Below are 16,037 nucleotides of genomic sequence, written 5' to 3'. Positions count from 1 at the left end.
AATATGGTAATGTTGGTAAATACTTTGAAAAATGAATCATATATCTTTAACTTACACGACCGTTTTTACTCAGGCATCAAAGCAAAGAATGCATCATGAAAATATCCGCTATTGAGATACGCAAGCACACTTTTGAAAAGATTTTCAGAGGTTATGACCCGGACGAAGTCGATGCTTTCCTGAACTCTTTGTCTCAGGAATGGGAGCGGTATTCAAGCGAAAACAACTTGCTTAAGATGCAGCTGGAATACGCGGAGAAGGAATTGGCGAAGTTGAAAGATATCGAATCAACCTTATTCAGAACCTTAAAAGCAGCCGAGGATACCAGTAAGTTAATCGAGAAAGAAGCCAACGAAAACGCGGAAAAAAGGATCGAAGAATCGCGCGTGACGGCGAACGAGCTGGTGACGGAAGCAGAACAGCGTACAAGCCAGATCATCAGGCAAACGGAAGATCGTCTGGCCAAATTCAAGGAGGATTTTGCACAGGAAGTAAAGTTTCAGGAACGCGATTTCCGTGCCATCGAGAACTTCCGCGACAACCTCATTGTACAGCTTAGTTCACTGGCCAATAGCGCGCTGGAAACCGTAGAACGTTTCGAGCAGAAATACGATAAAGAATCGGTCCTCAACAAAATGGAGGACATTAAAAAGCACGTTGCCGAGATCGAGATTCCGAAGAAGATCACATTCCAGCAGCCGGTGAAAATCGAAATCGAGGAGCCTGCCGATGAGCCTGAGGCACAAGTGATTTTACAGGACGATAAGCCGGAAGTGGTATTCGAGGTGGCAAACGAACCGGAGCAAGAGCCAGAAGCGGAACCGGTATTCGAAGTCGATCCCGAGCTGCCCGGTGAGCCTGAGCCGGAGGCGGAAGAAGAAATCCCGGCTGTTGCGCCGTTCGCTACGCATGTTCCGGAACCTGAGCCGGCACCAGCGCCCGAGCCGGAACCCGTTCGCGAAGAGCCGGTTGCCTATAACAGACCAAGACAAACGCCTAAAACTGCCGCGGAAGAGGCCGAGGAAGTGCTGGCGGAAATGCATAAGGTGGCAGAGAAGGCCAGGGATTCTTCGGCGGGTATCAACCGGCCGAGAGAAAGCAGCCAACCGAAGAAATCGGGCGGCGGTTCATTTTTTGACCAAATCTAATTACCACCATTGGGAACGATCAGTCTCGAAGGACTCGAATTTTTTGCATACCACGGCTATTACCCCGAAGAGCAACGCATCGGTAACAAATACGCCCTGGACATTACCATTACCACGGACTTTTTCCGCGCAGCCCAGCACGACAAGCTGAGCGAGACCGTCAATTACGAAACCATTTACCAGCTCACGGCCAAGGTTATGAAAGAACCGGCCAAGCTTTTGGAGCACATTGGTTTTAATGTAATTGAAAAAATACGGGAGCATTACCCGACGGTGGAGAAAGTGACTGTGAAAGTTTCGAAGTTCAATCCGCCGATAGGAGGGGTCTGCACCCGGGCGGTGATTACGATGGAAGGATAACAAAAGAGGCGGTTTTCAAACCGCCTCTTTGCATTGATTAGTATTCGTGTGGAAGCTCTATGTTCACTGCTTCGTGCCACGGCAAGCCGTGAATGTTCAGCAGGTCCATGAAAGGATCGGGATTTAGCTCTTCTACATTGTAAACGCCCGGCTTCATCCATTCGTCGTTTGTCAGCATGAGCATTGCTCCGATCATGGCAGGAACGCCCGTCGTGTAGCTCACCGCCTGTGCACGTACTTCGCGGTAGCATTCGGCGTGGTCGCAGTTGTTCCAAACGTAGTAGGTTTTCTCTTCACCGTCTTTGATACCCTTGATCTGGCAGCCGATAGAGGTTTGGCCGGAGTAGTTCTCGCCCAAAGTATCGGGAGCGGGCAGTACCGCTTTCAGGAATTCCAAAGGAACGATATCGATGCCATTGAATTTGATCGGCTTGATGCTCGTCATACCTACGTTTTCCAGCACATTCAAATGCGTAATGTAAGCCTGGCCGAACGTCATCCAGAAACGGGCGCGTTTCAGGGTAGGGAAGTTTTTAACCAATGATTCGAGCTCTTCGTGGTATAGCACGTAGCTTTCTTTCGGACCAATGCCCGGGTAATCGATCGGCTTATGGATGGACATCGCGGGGATCTCGACCCATTCGCCGTTTTCCCAATAGCGGCCCGGCTGGGTGATCTCGCGGATGTTGATTTCGGGGTTGAAGTTGGTTGCGAATGCTTTGCCGTGATCGCCTGCGTTACAGTCGATAATGTCCAGGTAATGCATTTCGTCGAACTGGTGCTTGGCAGCGAACGCGGTGAAAACCTGCGTAGCGCCCGGGTCGAAGCCGCAGCCGAGGACGGCCATCAGACCGGCCTCTTTGAAGCGCTCCTGGTAAGCCCATTGCCAGCTATATTCGAATTTCGCAACGTCTTTTGGTTCGTAATTGGCGGTATCGAGGTAATGTACGCCGGTTTCGAGGCAGGCATCCATGATCGTCAGATCCTGGTAAGGCAATGCCACATTGATCAACACTTTGGGCTGGAAACGCTTGATAAGCAGTACCGTTTCGGCCACGATATCGGCATCCACCTGTGCGGTCTGGATGTCGACGCCATGCATTTCCTTGATTTCGGCTGCTATTTTATCACATTTCGCCTTGGTGCGGCTGGCGAGCATTATTTCGGTGAAAACATTGCTGTTCAATGCGCATTTGTGTGCCACAACACTACCGACACCGCCTGCGCCAATGATAAGAACCTTGGACATTTTAATAGTTTTAAATTTCCGGCAAAGATAGGACGACCGGTTAATTTTTCAATTTAAATTTCCGTTAACCACCTTCATAACCTTGCCCTGGCCATAGTTCAAATAGTACACTTCACCCTTGATATCCTGCCCGAAAGACGAAATATTGCCCTTGCCTTCCATGACCAGCGTGTTGCTTTTACGGGTGTCGCCATCGAGTTCGAGCGCCCATATGCGGCCGCTCACGTAATCGCCATAAATGTACTTGCCCGCGAGCGCGGGAATGGCCGTGCCGCGGTATACATAGCCGCCGGTAATGGAGCGGTCGCCGTCGTCCTGGTCGTAATCATGCACCGGTCCGATGAGTCCAGGGCGGTCACAGTTGGATGAAGGATTATAGCAATCGACGCCTTCCTTAATACGCCAGCCGTAGTTACCGCCCTTGGTGATAATATCGATTTCCTCCCGCTCATTCTGGCCGACATCACCGGCAAAGAGCTTATCACCGCCCATATCAAAGCTGATGCGCCACGGGTTGCGGAGGCCATAGGCGTAAATTTCGGGCAGATTGCCGGTGGTACCCGCGACAAACGGGTTATCCGAAGGAATGCTGTAATTGCCTTTTGCGGTTCCGTTTACATCCACGCGCAGGATTTTGCCCAAATGGCTTTTCAGGTTCTGCGCATGGTTCTGCGGATCGCCGCCGCTGCCGCCGTCACCGGTGGCAATGTAGAGGAAGCCATCTTTCCCGAATTGCATCGAACCGCCATTATGGTTATCATAAGGTTGGTTGAATGTAAAAAGAATGGCCTCGCTACCGGGATCGGCCTGGGCGGTGCTCGTGGCTTTGTAGCGTGCTATCACCGTTTTCAGCGGCGTGCCGGCGGTATAGTTGACGAAGAAATAGCCATTCGTCTTAAAATCAGGATGGAATGCGATGCCGAGTAACCCGCGCTCGCCGCCGGCTCTAACTTTGCTCTTAATATCTAAAAAAGTAGAACTGGAAGAGACATTTTCAGCATTGGAAAACACTTTAATGGTACCGCCTTGCTCAACAACGAAGAACCGGCTGCTGTCTCCGGGGGCCTGCACGAGATCCACCGGCTGATCGAACGATAGTGCCGGGAAAATGTCTTTGGAATCGATGGTGTTTTCCGGAAGCTCGGGGTCCTGCGGGGTTTCCGGATCATCGGATTTGCAGGCGAAAATGGCTATGGCGAATGCCAGCGGAATGAGCGTAAGGCGAAGTATGGCTTTCATGAGGTGTAGTAGTACGTTTCTACAACAACGTCATGAAAGCCATTTTAATTTTGGAATTGATTTTAAATCAGATGTTTCCAGATTACATCATACACGTCTACCGCTTCCAGCTCCTGCTTTTCGGCTGCCTGGTCGGTGACGATGATCGGGTAATATTCTTTGGGAATGTTAATGCCGCCGTGCGAGCCTTTGACTAACGTCGCATCCAGCGGAATGACGTCCATCAAGTACCGGAAACCGAGCAGCTTGCGCGCCAGTTTATAGCCTGCACGGAGTTTGATCAGCGGATTTTTCGGGTCCATAAACATCTCTACGGGATCGTAGCCGGGCTTACGGTGAATGTCCACCAAATGCGCGTAATCCGGTGCTTTCGCGTCATCGAGCCAGTAGTAGTAGGTAAACCAGCTGTCCGGTTTGGCTACCACCACAATATCTCCCGAACGCTCGTGATCGATATGGTAGTCTTTCTGCGCTGCTTTATCGAGAACAAGGTCAATACCCGGCGTTTTTTTCAACACCTGCATGACCCGCTCTTTCACCGAAGGATCATTGAGGTAAACATGTGCAATCTGGTGATCGGACACGGCGAATGCTTTGGAAACACCGGCATCCAGCAACTCATACCAGCGCTCTACGCGCACGGAAATCAACCCTTCATTACGGAGAATGCGGTTGATATGGATCGGGTTGTTCACGGGGTTGATGCCGTATTCCGAAAGCAGGATGATCTTTGCATTACGAGCCTCATAGAATAGAATCAGGTCTTTGACAACCTCGTCGATCTCATTCAGTTCCTTGCTGATTTTGGAAAAATCCGGCCCGAATTTCTGCAAACAATAATCCAGGTGCGGCAGGTAAATGAGCGTCAGCGTAGGATTATGCTTTTTTTCTACGGACATCGAAGCATCGGCGATCCAGCGGGTGGATTTGATATTCGCATTCGGCCCCCAGAAGTTGAAAAGCGGGAACTGGCCGAGTTCGGCCTGCAATTCATCGCGCAGCTCGGGCGGGTAGGCGTAGCAATCGGGCGCTTTCACGCCATCGGCGTGGTACTGCGGCCGCGGCGTTACCGACCAGTCGGCGGTGGAGTACATATTATACCACCAGAACATCTTCGAAACGGTAAAATTAGGGTCGGCCTTTCGCGCATTATCCCAAATTTTATCCCCCTGCACAAGCTTGTTCGACTGTTTCCAGAACTTTACCTCCGAATCCTCGCGATCGTACCAGCCATTGCCGACGATACCATTCTCCGCCGGCCATTTGCCCGTCACATAGGTACTTTGGGAAGTAGTAGTAACAGCCGGAAGCACGGGTTTAATGGGCGTCAGATGCCGTTTTTTGACATAAGCATCCAGAAACGGCGTATGCTCGCCGATCAGGTTGGCGCTTAGTCCTACAATATCGATAACTACGGTTTTATTCATAATTCAAAACTTTCTTCACCCATTCGAGCTCGCGCACGATGGATTCGCCGATGGGTTTCTGCATGTCTTCCGGCAGGACGCCCCAGGTGTAGGTTTCCACTTCGAGATAAGTCGAGAATGGCTTCTCTTTTTGTAATGCGAGTGTTTGCACAATATCTCCCTGGGTCGAGTCGAGCACGCCGTAAGTACTCACAAACAGCGGAACGTGGAAATGCACGCGCCATTCTTCATGGGTTTCGTCCCAGTCGGTCAATGCTTCTTTCAGGTCGGGATAATGTGTGAAATGGCCGTCGTCGTGGCGGGCTACCACCTGATGCAGGTATACCGGCTCGTCGAAGGTCTCAATGGCCTTGCGCTTGATTTCCTTTTCAATATTATAATTCACTTTTAATGCCGAGCTCACCTGAATGCGGCCGACCTGAATGCCGTATTCATTCAGCGAATCGACAATGTCTTCCGGTTTTTCAAAACCCACCGCCGCGTGACAAATGTCGTAGCAGAGCTGAATGTGTTTCAAGATCAGCGCCTGTGCCGCCTCACCATCGATCCCGTACTTTTCTACCAAATAAATAGTGCCTTTTGGAAGCAGCATATTGGTATACCAGGTTACGAAATCCCCGGTATTGTCGAGAATGCCATCCGGTTCGGGTTCGATGTCCAAATGCAGGAACTTGCCGGTTTCGTTTTCGATGCGGATCAGCTTGTCGAGGAGTTCGAGGATGTGGTCGGTCGCAGTTTCGGTAGCCTGCTGCTTGTCAGCCTCGGATTTCCACCAAAGCCGGTACGACAATGGGGGCGTGGAAACACCTCCGTGCATATCGGCGGGCAGCAATGCGGCCAGGATGTTGAACAGGCGTTTGGTATAATCCAGCCGGTCTTGCGTCGTCCAGTCGGGCGTGTGCACGTCGTCCTTTACGCGGGTGTTGTGAAAGCCGCCATACGGGAAGCCGTTGATCACAAACACATAAATGCCGTTTCCTGCGAGCCAGGTTTTGAATTCTTCCAGTACTTCCGGCTTGCTGAGCTCAATGGACGCTTCGTTCGCCACGCGCAGGCCCAGCCCAAATGGCCTGCCCGGCGCTAGCTGCTCGCGGATGTATGGTAACGTTTCGCGCAGCGACCGGAAATGGTCTTCCCATTTTTCACCGGGATGGATGTTGCTGCAATAGGTAAGGTGTCCGTAAGGCGTGATCATGCAGGAATGTTTTTGGAACTTTCGAGGTAATCCACCGACTGTGCGATAATGTCGGCATCGAGCTCATGGACTTCCACTCCTTTTCCAATCTTCTCCAAAAGCATGATGGTAAGCCTGCCGCCCAAATGCTCGCGGAATTCGTGCAAGCCGTTGCGGAGGTTGATTTTATCGTTTTCAGCAAGTTTTGAATGGTATAATTCAAAACCGACTTTGGTTAGCACATCGATAATGCGGTGCAGGTCGCTTTCGGCCAGCATGCCTATTTTATTGGCATACACACAATCCAATGCAATACCAATGGCCACCGCCTCGCCGTGACGCACCTGGAAACCGGTCAGGAATTCCAGCTTGTGCGCGGCCCAGTGACCGAAGTCCAGCGGGCGCGAGGAGCCGAACTCGAACGGGTCGCCGCCGGCAATGTGGTCGGTATGCATTTCGGCGCAGCGGTGGATGAGGTAGGCCATAGCCTCTTCATCGCGTGCTGCGATCGCCGTCGCGTGCTCCTCGATCCATTCAAAGAAAGCGGCATCTTTGATCAATGCTACTTTCACGGCTTCCGCGATACCGCCGCGCCAGTCGCGGTCGTCGAGGGTACGCAGGAAGGTAAGGTCATTGAAAACAGCCACCGGCGGTGCAAATGTGCCGAGGAAGTTCTTTTTGCCGTGGAAATTAATGCTGTTCTTGACGCCAACGCCCGAGTCATTCTGTGCCAAAACGGTCGTCGGAATGCGGATCAGCTTGATGCCCCGGTGCGAAACCGCGGCCGCGTAACCCACGAGGTCGAGCACGGCGCCTCCGCCAATACCGATCACAAATGAATGCCGGTCGATACCAAAAACGTCGACGGCTTCCACGAGCTTGTCGAATTGCGACGGGTCGTTTTTGCAAGCTTCGCCGCCCGGTACCGAAATGATTTCGGGAGCGAGCTGGATGTGTGCCGCATTTTGTGCGAAATAGGTGCGGATATTGGATTTCAAATCCGGCTGTGTCTGTTCAAACCCCTCGTCCACGATCACCAGGGCCTTGCGTTGAAAGCCCTGTTCGGTATATTCTTGAAAAAAATCTTTCAGTAACGGGTTCTGGGTGTCAAAAAGATGTTGGGTGAAAAATACAGCATAGTTGTACTCCACCTGGAAACGTTGTTTTATGGGTTGCATTGAATTTTGCATTACACTAGCAAAAGTGGGTATTGAATATTAAGCTCAAAATCATTGATATAAAGACTAAAATTACAAGGTTTTCCCCGTCCCGTCATCGTCCAATTAATTTATTAGGCAGAAACCACCATTCAGTATCACTTCCTCCATCCTCCCTTTCCTCCGTTACTCCCTATATTAAGTAACCGCAAATGCCTTCGCCAAATACATCGAAAGCGGCAGCAATGCAAGCACTGCGATAGCAATAGGTAGTAGCCCAAATGCTGCACACCACGAAGCATTCATGACAATTAAGGAGATTACCCCTGCTTTAACGGCCTTCCCGATCAGCGGGCCAATCGGATTCTGCATTGCATTCCAAAGCGGCCGGAAAATGAACCACGCGTGCAGCAATACAAATGGAATCGTGAATAAAAAGTTACCCTTGCCCTGCGCGATTGTCAGCTGGGCGGCGAGCACGGCCAGGTAAAGGAATGCGGCAATGTATAATGTCCGTTTCTTTCCGCCATGCACCTCATCCTGGCTGATCAGCGTGATCGCGCCGATGTACATGATCGGGAAAACCGCAATGAATGCCCATTGCTGGAACGATTCGGGCAATACGCTCATGCCGAGGATCAGGTTACCGCCACGGCACATGCCCATCACGAGCGGACCGAAGAATACATGATGCTTGGCAAAACGGTTGTACAAAACCGTGAGCATTGCTACCACGACCGCGATCATCCCGCTTTGTAAACTGAATGCGCCTGCCGCGATAATGCCCAAAAGTAATAACGAAATGCCCATCGTAGTGGCCTGCGCCAGCGGCACCTTACCGCTTGGAATCGGTCGCTCCGGCCGCTCTACCGAGTCGAGTTTGGCATCGAAAACATCGTTCATCACCACACCGCCGCCGTAAAGGCCGAGCGTGGAAAGTACGAGCAATGCGGAGGAGAAATCCGAGAATGTAAACTGCGCGATCGCCATACCGGCTAGGATGTCCGCAATGGCGGTTACCAGGTTAGCAGGGCGCGTCAGCTGCAAATAGGGTTTGAGGCTGCTCACTTTAATTGATCACTAAAAAGTCTTTGACCGGAGCAGGCTGCTGGCCGCCTCTCAGAATGCTGTTGCCATGAAATTTCTCCGTCTGATCCACCGCGTAACCCGATTCGAAATCGGTCACGTCGATCTGCCCGCTTTTACCGAATGCATCGATGGCATTCTGGTAAGTGACAAGACGGATGGTTTCGTCGGAAATGCCGCGCATTTTCATCAACGCAGCTGTTTTCGGGATAGCTAGCGGATCGGAAATGCCCCAGTCGGCAGCAGAGTTGATCATAATGCGTTCCGGACCGTATTGTTCCACCACTTTCACCATCCTTTCATTACCCATTTTGGTAAAAGGATAAATGGTAAATGCGGCGTAAAAGCCCTGGTCGAGCACACTTTTCACGGTTTCTTCATTGTTATGGTCCACGATCACCCACGACGGGTCGATACCATGTTCCAATGCAATGGCCATGCTGCGCTCGGTACCTTTCTTTTTGTCGCGGTGCGGAGTATGGATTTGAACCGGCAGTTTCGCTTCCTTGGCGAGTTCGAGTTGGAGGCGGTAGTACTTTTCTTCGGCGGGTGTCTGGTCGTCGAAACCGATCTCGCCCACGCCTACCACGCCTTCTTTATAAATGTATAGTGGTAAAATCTCCATTACCTGTTCCGCCAGCGGCTCGTTGTTCGCTTCACGGGAGTTCAGCCCCATGGTGCAGTAATGTTTGATGCCAAACTGCGAGGAGCGGAAGCGTTCCCATCCTACCAGACTGCTATAATAGTCTTTGAATGTCGATAAGCCTGTCCGCGGTTGGCCTACCCAGAATGCAGGCTCGATCAGCGCCACGATTCCGGCCTGGTTCATGGCCTGGTAATCGTCCGTTGTGCGGGAGACCATGTGGATATGCGGGTCGAAAAACCGCATTCCTTTGATGAGGTCCTTGTAATCGTTCCAGGCGATGTCGCGGTGCGCGGGGGCCTGGCTGGCTTCTTCGCTGTCTTCGAAATGCGAAGGGTTCGGGGTTATTTCGGTGTGGTTAGCGCACATAATGTCAATGTTCGAGGTCGGCCCAGGTCAATGCGCCGGATTTTACGGATTTTTCCAGATCGGTATATTTTGCCAAAAGATAATTGGCAGCAGGAAGCGTCGCTTCGCCACACGCCAATGCGGCCGCCTGACGGTCTTCTTCTTTTTCCGAATCAAACAAATGCTGCATATCGGCCAGCAATGCCGTGTTCAGGTATTTTCCGGCGAGTCGCCATACCTGTGCGGGTACGCTGCGTCCGGCCGCCCAGCGCTCATGCGCAAAGTCCGAAAGCGTCACCGCCAGCTTCTCGTTCGTGCGGTTTTCCAGTCCTTCTATAAAATGAATGGGCTTGTCGTTAAATATCGTTTTGAGCACCAGCTGGTTCCAGGCCAGCTCGCTGAAATGCTTTTCGGGATAGGGGTTATGCAATGCAATCGCATCGAACACGAAACCCATATTGGAACGCACCGCGTCCGTCGCGCGGAACAGCCACTGATCGGGATAAGAAAGCAGCGGTAAAGCCGAGTAAAGCGCAACCAGCTCGTTCATTTCCGCCGTATCGAACAGCGTTTCGATGTTTTTGACATATTCGTCCTTGTCCGAAGGGTCGAGCTGCGTGAGCAGCCACACGCGGCTAAGCCGTACGAGCGACCAGCCTTCGACTGAAAGTCCGGGGATTTCAAGGTTCAATGCAGCCTTCTCGGTGTCGGTGGTATGGATGATTTTTTTGGCTAAAAACCGGGGTGCGGCCACGAAGGCCGTCATCAGTTCAAAGGGCGTTGTTACGCCCGGTGCGGAAGCACTTTTTTGCTGCAACCACTCAGCCTCGCCGGCCGAAGTGTTCGAAGCGACGATCTCCCAAATTTTCTGTTTAGTAATATCGGACATAACTATTGTCTGTGATCCCGTTTACCGGTTTTGGCCGTATAAACATGATGGATGCCGGGTTATTGCTATAATGCCTGTTTGCCGGTATAAAGTTTCCTCCCGGCTATTTATAACGTAGTGATGGCCGTTTTGGCTCAATTTACGGCATGATTGATATCAGTTTTAATAAAAAACTAATATCATTTGTAACTGCCGGTTAAAAGTCTAATTCGAGGATATCGGCGTCGTTGAGCAGGTGATGGGTGAGTTTTTCGTGTTTTCTTTCCGAACCCTGTAACGTCCAGCTACCGGTGATATGCGTGCCGATGCGGCTTTGTTCACCGCGCAGAATTTTTAAATCGTATTCCTTAAAGAGGTTTTCGTAGGTTTTCAAAGTCTTGCGCTGGTACACGCACATAATGCGGTAGTTGCGGATCTGGCTTTTCCGCCGGATCAGCTTCTGTACCGGCGCCAGGATCACGAGCGTCATCCCGGAAATGACGAAACAAACGATCGTGACCTCGTAAAACCCGGCCCCTATACCCATTCCCACCGCCGCCGTCACCCACACGATCGCCGCCGTGGTAATCCCGACCACCCGGTTATTCTCCCGGAAAATGATCCCCGCGCCGATAAAACCGATACCCGTCACGATATTCGCCGCGATCCGCCCGGCATCCGAACTGATTTTAATGGATAGGATTGTAAACAAGGTCGACCCCATCGCGATCAAAATCAGCGTCCGCAGTCCTGCCGACTTGCTTCGGTACTCGCGCTCCGCGCCGATAATCCCGCCGAGGGTGAAGGAAATGAGGAGTTTGTAGATGTCTTCGGGTAACAGGTCCATTCAATGTAATTTGTATTCATAAATAAAGCCGGGCAGATGCGGAATCTCCCGGCTTTGCAATGCTGCAATGTTATAGTTCAGGCCGCAGAACGTAACTCTATCCAGTCTATGATTCTTTCAGCTCGTTGAAAGCCGAGCTTTACAACCTCAGCATCCCCGACACCGTCGTAGGCCATCACGAGGTGTAGTTGTTCATATACGGATACGAACGTTTGCAATATTTTTCTGTCCTGCTGAGCCAGATTGGACTTGTACCATTCAACATCTTTTCTGCCTTTAGTCTTCTTGCCTAAATAATGATCTAATGCAAAAAGGACGCCTGAATAAGCAGTATGTCCGGCCATTTTTACGTACTTCGAATCCTGGTAAAAACCATCTTCCTTAGCACCTTTTTCACGCAGAATGTCCTTTGCATTGTTCAAGTAGCGCTTAGCTTCGGTTATCGCTTCCTGCGCGGAGAGTTCTTGTTTTTTGATCATAGCGTATGTTTAAGTTAAAAAGTCTTTATTGTTGTCACATCCCTCCGGGATTTTCGATTTAATGGTTTCTGCCCTTACTACCAATGTTACGTGCCTAGCGGCACTTCCCAGGCTGTAAATCGCGTTAGCGATGCAATATCGGTAGCAGCCGCAACCCGGCAAAGATGCAAATGCCGTAGGCATGTAACAACAATTATCTCAGGCGGCTTCTGTTCGAGTTTCCGCCCAAGCAATGATGCGCTCGGCTTCTCTAAATCCAATTTTTACCACCTCGTCATGCCCTACGCCGTCGTATGCCATTACAAGGTGTAATTGTTCATAAACGGTAGTGAAAGAGTCGAGTATTTTACGATCTTCTTTCGACAGATTTACACGATACCAGTCTACGTCCTTTCTGCCTTTACCTTTCTTGCCAAAGTAATGATCCAACGCGAACAGCACACCGGAATAGGCGGTGTGTCCGGCCATTTTGATGTATTTAGCATCCCGATAATGCCCTCCTTCTTTCGCTCCTTTTTCCCGCAGAATGTCCTTTGCGTTGTTCAAGTAGCGTTTCGCCTCGGTGATAGCGTCCTGCGCGGAGAGTTCTTGTTTTTTGATCATAAGTGTATGTTTAAGTTTTATCTATCAAATGTTGTTACATCCCTACGGGATTTTTAATTTAAATGGTCTCTTTTTGCTACCAATGTTGCGTGCCTAGCGGCACTTCCCAAGCTGTGAATCGCGTTAGCGATGCAATATCGGTAGCAGCCGCAATCCAGCAAAGATGCAAATGCCGTAGGCATGTAATAGCATTGGATGAATTAGCTGGCTATCAATGCTTCCATTTTACAGCTCATTCAAAATGTCCTTAACAGGACGAGTTTCAAGCGTGCCGTTTTTTAATGCCACCAAATCTTCCTTCAAATCAGCAAGTATCTGTTCTTTCGTGGGCTCCTCATCTTCAATAACCCCCTCTTTCATAACCAACATTAGAAATGTTTATAGCGCCCAACAAATTTACAAAGAATCACTTACCATTCATCCACTCCTCGATCGCCTCGGCTTCCAACGGGATATCGGCCATCAGATCCACATTTCCATTCTCGGTAATCAGAATATCGTTTTCCAGCCGAATGCCCAAACCTTCCTCGCGGATATAAATGCCGGGCTCGCAGGTGAAGACCATGCCGGCTTCGAAGCGGCGGTATTTGTTGCCTACGTCGTGGATGTCGAGGCCGAGGAAGTGGGAGGTGCCGTGGGGGAAGTATTTTTTGTAGGCAGGCGATTCCGGGTCCTGTTTTTCAATGTCCTCTTTGGTGATCAGGCCGAGGCCGATGAGCTCGCTTTCCATAATGCGGCCGATTTCCTGGTGGTACTCGTCCCAGATGTTGCCGGGTACGAGCAGGCTTTTGGCGGCTTTGAAAACGCGGAGTACAGCGTCGTACACATCGCGCTGGCGCTTGGTGAAGCGGCCGTTCACGGGTATGCTGCGCGTGAGGTCGGCGCCGTAGTTGGCGTATTCGGCGGCTACGTCGAGGAGGAGGATGTCCCCGTCTTTACAAACCTGGTTGTTTTGAATGTAATGCAGCACACACGCATTCGCGCCGGAAGCGATGATCGGCTGGTAGGAGAAACCTTTCGAACGGTTGCGGACAAACTCGTGGAGCAGCTCGGCTTCGATTTCGAACTCGTGCAAGCCAGGTTTGACGAATTTCAATACCCTTTCAAAACCTTGTTTGGTAATGTCGCAAGCCGTTTGCAGCAATGCAACTTCCTGCGGCTGCTTAACGGCGCGGAGCTGGTGCATTAGTGGCGCGAGGCGTACGAGGTTATGAAGCGGGTATTGTCTTTTGAAATACTCGATAAACCGCGCGTCACGCGACTGCACGTACGAGTCGTTGCGGGTGTGCTCGTTGGTGTTGAGATACACATTTTCCGCTTCGAAAATGATATTGCCGAACACGGTATCGTACTGGTGGGTCCAATAAATGCTCTGGATGCCGGTGGCGGCGCGGGCTTGTTCTTTGGTGAGTTTTTCGCCTTCCCACACGGCGATCGTCTCATTGGTTTCGCGGAGGAAAAGCACTTCGCGGAACTTCGGGTCGGGGTGGTCGGGAAAGATGAGCAGGATTGTTTCCTCCTGGTCGACGCCGGTGAGGTAGAACAGATCGCTGTTTTGTTTGAAACCCATTGTGCCGTCGGCGTTGGTCGGCATAATGTCGTTGGCGTTGAGAATGGCGAGCGATTTGGGTTTGAGTAATGTCGTTAAACGGCGTCTGTTTTCAATAAAAAGCTTTTGGTCGATGGGGGAATATCGCATGTCTGTATTTTTTCGGATCAGGTAATTTAATTTGTAAAATTACGTTTATCTTGTTCAAAAATTCTAAACATCTGCCTGCGCGCGGAATGGTTTTATTGCCGTGCAAATGCAGTTTTGAAAGTATTATTATACCAAATTGATTAAGAATACCTAACTAAAACCGTTGATGAGAAGACTGCTTTTGCTTGCGTTCGTATTTGTGCCGTTGGTGTTGTCAGCAAGCCCCAAATATTGGATTTATCTGAAAAATAAAGACCTGGGTACAAGCCCCGCGGTGTCTGCACTCACGTTGGAAAACCGGCAGAAACTGGGCCTGGTACTTTCGGATGAAACCGATTTGCCGGTCAATAAAGCTTACGAATCCAAATTGCGCGAACAGTCTGTCAATATCATCAACCGGTCCAAATGGCTTAATGCAGTATCGGCCAACCTCACGAGCGAGCAGGCGATGAAAGTAAGGGAACTGGATTTCGTAGCCGATGTGGTCATGATCGATCCTGGCTTTTACATCGCACGTACGCAGCCGACCGAAAAAGCACAAATGGCGCCGGTAATGTCGCAGGTGCAGGCCAATGCATTTTTGAAAGAAAACATCACCGCCAAAGACGTTACCATCGGGGTTATTGACGCGGGTTTCTACGGTGCCGATTCTTCACTTTCGCTCTCACAGGTTTTTTCCAATAAAAGGATCTTAGGCATTCGCGATTACGTGAAGCCGGGCCGCCCCGGCGATTTGCTGTTCAGCACCGCCGAGTCGTTCTCCGATATGCATGGTACCGAGGTACTTGCAGCCATTTCAGGCATCGACTACCAGGATCAGGTGCAATATGGTATGGCTACCAATGCGAAATTCTATCTCGCCCGCACCGATTATTCGATGCGCGAGTATCGTGGCGAAGAAGACAACTGGATCGCGGCAATGGAATGGATGGACAGCCTCGGCGTGCGTTTGATCAATACTTCATTAGGTTATGCCAAAGGCTTCTCAGACCCGAAAGAGAACTACCAGCCGTCTCAAATGGACGGTAAAACGAGCGCGATCAGCAAGGCAGCACAGATTGCTTCCGATAAAAAAGGCATTATGATCATCGTTTCCGCCGGTAACGAGGGTGACGATAAAAGCTGGGGCATTGTTTCCGCCCCTGCGGATGCGAAAGGAGTACTTTCGGTTGGTGCGACTAATGGAAAGCTTTGGAATAGAATCGGTTACAGTAGCGTCGGGCCGGAGTTTTTGTCTTATGTGAAGCCCAATGTCTCCTGTTTCTCATTATATGGTACGTCGCTTTCGGCTCCCGTAATTACCGGTTTTGCCGCGTGCTTACTTCAAGCTAATCCCCAGCTTTCCAACAAGGACCTGATTTCGCTGATCGAGAAATCATCGCATTTGTATCCTTATGGTAATAACTTCGTAGGCTACGGCGTGCCGCAGGCTTCCCGCGCGCTGGCACTCGCGAAAGCGCCTTATTTACCTAATAATTCCAAACTGATCACTGCCAAAGGCCGTACGTGCGAGGTGGAAGTGACCAGCCAGGACTCGATGGTAGCTATTTACCGCAAAAAGAGCGAAAAGGATGTGATCGCGCAACAGGTGGCAAAAGTTCAAAACGGTAAGGTGTCGCTCAAACGCCAGAATAACGAAAGATTTACGACAATCGACCTCCGCGACTATGTGGTAGAAGTGGAATGGGATTGACCGCTTAGGGAGGCCCG

The 16,037-nt window shown here is 50.7% G+C and carries 16 protein-coding genes; 3 read left to right on the top strand and 13 right to left on the bottom strand.

From position 1 onward, the window contains the following. Positions 1-95 precede the first annotated feature (95 nt). Complete coding sequence (locus BLQ88_RS07175) at positions 96-1,148, top strand: DivIVA domain-containing protein (protein ID WP_090148027.1); 1,053 nt, start codon at positions 96-98, stop codon at positions 1,146-1,148. A 9-nt stretch (positions 1,149-1,157) separates the two neighbouring features. Next, entirely contained in the window at positions 1,158-1,508 is a 351-nt protein-coding gene (gene folB, locus BLQ88_RS07170) for a dihydroneopterin aldolase (protein ID WP_019940367.1), read from the top strand. Between the two features lie 37 nt (positions 1,509-1,545). On the opposite strand, the gene BLQ88_RS07165 is transcribed toward folB, so the two are convergent. The 13 genes from BLQ88_RS07165 to BLQ88_RS07110 form a co-directional block, all read right to left on the bottom strand. Next, the gene (locus BLQ88_RS07165) at positions 1,546-2,802 is read right to left on the bottom strand and encodes a saccharopine dehydrogenase family protein (RefSeq protein WP_262485695.1); all 1,257 of its coding nucleotides are present in this window, start codon (positions 2,800-2,802) and stop codon (positions 1,546-1,548) included. Between the two features lie 3 nt (positions 2,803-2,805). Further along, entirely contained in the window at positions 2,806-3,996 is a 1,191-nt protein-coding gene (locus BLQ88_RS07160) for a PQQ-dependent sugar dehydrogenase (protein ID WP_090148023.1), read from the bottom strand. Between the two features lie 62 nt (positions 3,997-4,058). Then, complete coding sequence (locus BLQ88_RS07155) at positions 4,059-5,423, bottom strand: alkaline phosphatase family protein (RefSeq protein WP_090148022.1); 1,365 nt, start codon at positions 5,421-5,423, stop codon at positions 4,059-4,061. Continuing rightward, a complete protein-coding gene (eboE, locus tag BLQ88_RS07150; RefSeq protein WP_090148020.1) occupies positions 5,416-6,618 on the bottom strand; it encodes a metabolite traffic protein EboE in 1,203 nt (400 codons plus the stop codon). Before eboE ends, BLQ88_RS07155 begins: the two co-directional genes overlap by 8 nt. Next, entirely contained in the window at positions 6,615-7,775 is a 1,161-nt protein-coding gene (locus BLQ88_RS07145) for a 3-dehydroquinate synthase (protein ID WP_090148426.1), read from the bottom strand. The genes eboE and BLQ88_RS07145 overlap by 4 nt, the downstream gene beginning before the upstream one ends. A gap of 177 nt (positions 7,776-7,952) precedes the next feature. Next, complete coding sequence (gene eboC / locus BLQ88_RS07140) at positions 7,953-8,822, bottom strand: UbiA-like protein EboC (protein WP_090148019.1); 870 nt, start codon at positions 8,820-8,822, stop codon at positions 7,953-7,955. Between the two features lies 1 nt (position 8,823). After that, positions 8,824-9,852 carry a TatD family hydrolase gene (locus tag BLQ88_RS07135; protein ID WP_090148018.1) on the bottom strand — a complete coding sequence of 343 codons (1,029 nt, stop codon included), beginning with the start codon at positions 9,850-9,852 and terminating at the stop codon, positions 8,824-8,826. A 4-nt stretch (positions 9,853-9,856) separates the two neighbouring features. Further along, positions 9,857-10,720 carry an EboA domain-containing protein gene (locus BLQ88_RS07130; RefSeq protein ID WP_090148016.1) on the bottom strand — a complete coding sequence of 288 codons (864 nt, stop codon included), beginning with the start codon at positions 10,718-10,720 and terminating at the stop codon, positions 9,857-9,859. Between the two features lie 196 nt (positions 10,721-10,916). Beyond that, the gene (locus BLQ88_RS07125; RefSeq protein ID WP_090148014.1) at positions 10,917-11,546 is read right to left on the bottom strand and encodes an MgtC/SapB family protein; all 630 of its coding nucleotides are present in this window, start codon (positions 11,544-11,546) and stop codon (positions 10,917-10,919) included. 77 nt (positions 11,547-11,623) lie between these two features. Beyond that, positions 11,624-12,025 carry a DUF5618 family protein gene (locus BLQ88_RS07120; protein ID WP_090148012.1) on the bottom strand — a complete coding sequence of 134 codons (402 nt, stop codon included), beginning with the start codon at positions 12,023-12,025 and terminating at the stop codon, positions 11,624-11,626. 198 nt (positions 12,026-12,223) lie between these two features. Continuing rightward, the gene (locus BLQ88_RS07115; RefSeq protein ID WP_090148011.1) at positions 12,224-12,628 is read right to left on the bottom strand and encodes a DUF5618 family protein; all 405 of its coding nucleotides are present in this window, start codon (positions 12,626-12,628) and stop codon (positions 12,224-12,226) included. 225 nt (positions 12,629-12,853) lie between these two features. Beyond that, positions 12,854-12,988, bottom strand: a complete 135-nt coding sequence (locus BLQ88_RS37345) for a hypothetical protein (RefSeq protein WP_262485694.1) — start codon at positions 12,986-12,988, stop codon at positions 12,854-12,856. A gap of 46 nt (positions 12,989-13,034) precedes the next feature. Then, a complete protein-coding gene (locus BLQ88_RS07110; protein ID WP_090148010.1) occupies positions 13,035-14,327 on the bottom strand; it encodes an aminopeptidase P family protein in 1,293 nt (430 codons plus the stop codon). Positions 14,328-14,493: 166 nt separating this feature from the next. On the opposite strand from BLQ88_RS07110, the gene BLQ88_RS07105 reads away from it, so the two are divergent. Beyond that, entirely contained in the window at positions 14,494-16,020 is a 1,527-nt protein-coding gene (locus tag BLQ88_RS07105; protein ID WP_090148009.1) for a S8 family serine peptidase, read from the top strand. The last annotated feature ends 17 nt before the right edge of the window (positions 16,021-16,037 follow it).

The sequence above is a fragment of the Dyadobacter soli genome (genome assembly GCF_900101885.1).
GTDB lineage: Bacteria > Bacteroidota > Bacteroidia > Cytophagales > Spirosomataceae > Dyadobacter > Dyadobacter soli.
This window is presented reverse-complemented; position numbering and strand designations above follow the sequence as displayed.

Excerpts from the sequence above, each read along its gene's own strand:
- BLQ88_RS07130 (WP_090148016.1), bottom strand. The coding sequence starts at position 10,720 with ATGTCCGATATTACTAAACAGAAAATTTGGGAGATCGTCGCTTCGAAC.
- BLQ88_RS07145 (WP_090148426.1), bottom strand. The coding sequence starts at position 7,775 with ATGCAACCCATAAAACAACGTTTCCAGGTGGAGTACAACTATGCTGTA.
- BLQ88_RS07135 (WP_090148018.1), bottom strand. The coding sequence starts at position 9,852 with ATGTGCGCTAACCACACCGAAATAACCCCGAACCCTTCGCATTTCGAA.
- BLQ88_RS07120 (WP_090148012.1), bottom strand. The coding sequence starts at position 12,025 with ATGATCAAAAAACAAGAACTCTCCGCGCAGGAAGCGATAACCGAAGCT.
- BLQ88_RS07155 (WP_090148022.1), bottom strand. The coding sequence starts at position 5,423 with ATGAATAAAACCGTAGTTATCGATATTGTAGGACTAAGCGCCAACCTG.
- eboE (WP_090148020.1), bottom strand. The coding sequence starts at position 6,618 with ATGATCACGCCTTACGGACACCTTACCTATTGCAGCAACATCCATCCC.
- BLQ88_RS07105 (WP_090148009.1), top strand. The coding sequence starts at position 14,494 with ATGAGAAGACTGCTTTTGCTTGCGTTCGTATTTGTGCCGTTGGTGTTG.
- BLQ88_RS07110 (WP_090148010.1), bottom strand. The coding sequence starts at position 14,327 with ATGCGATATTCCCCCATCGACCAAAAGCTTTTTATTGAAAACAGACGC.
- BLQ88_RS37345 (WP_262485694.1), bottom strand. The coding sequence starts at position 12,988 with ATGAAAGAGGGGGTTATTGAAGATGAGGAGCCCACGAAAGAACAGATA.
- BLQ88_RS07160 (WP_090148023.1), bottom strand. The coding sequence starts at position 3,996 with ATGAAAGCCATACTTCGCCTTACGCTCATTCCGCTGGCATTCGCCATA.
- BLQ88_RS07115 (WP_090148011.1), bottom strand. The coding sequence starts at position 12,628 with ATGATCAAAAAACAAGAACTCTCCGCGCAGGACGCTATCACCGAGGCG.
- BLQ88_RS07125 (WP_090148014.1), bottom strand. The coding sequence starts at position 11,546 with ATGGACCTGTTACCCGAAGACATCTACAAACTCCTCATTTCCTTCACC.
- BLQ88_RS07175 (WP_090148027.1), top strand. The coding sequence starts at position 96 with ATGAAAATATCCGCTATTGAGATACGCAAGCACACTTTTGAAAAGATT.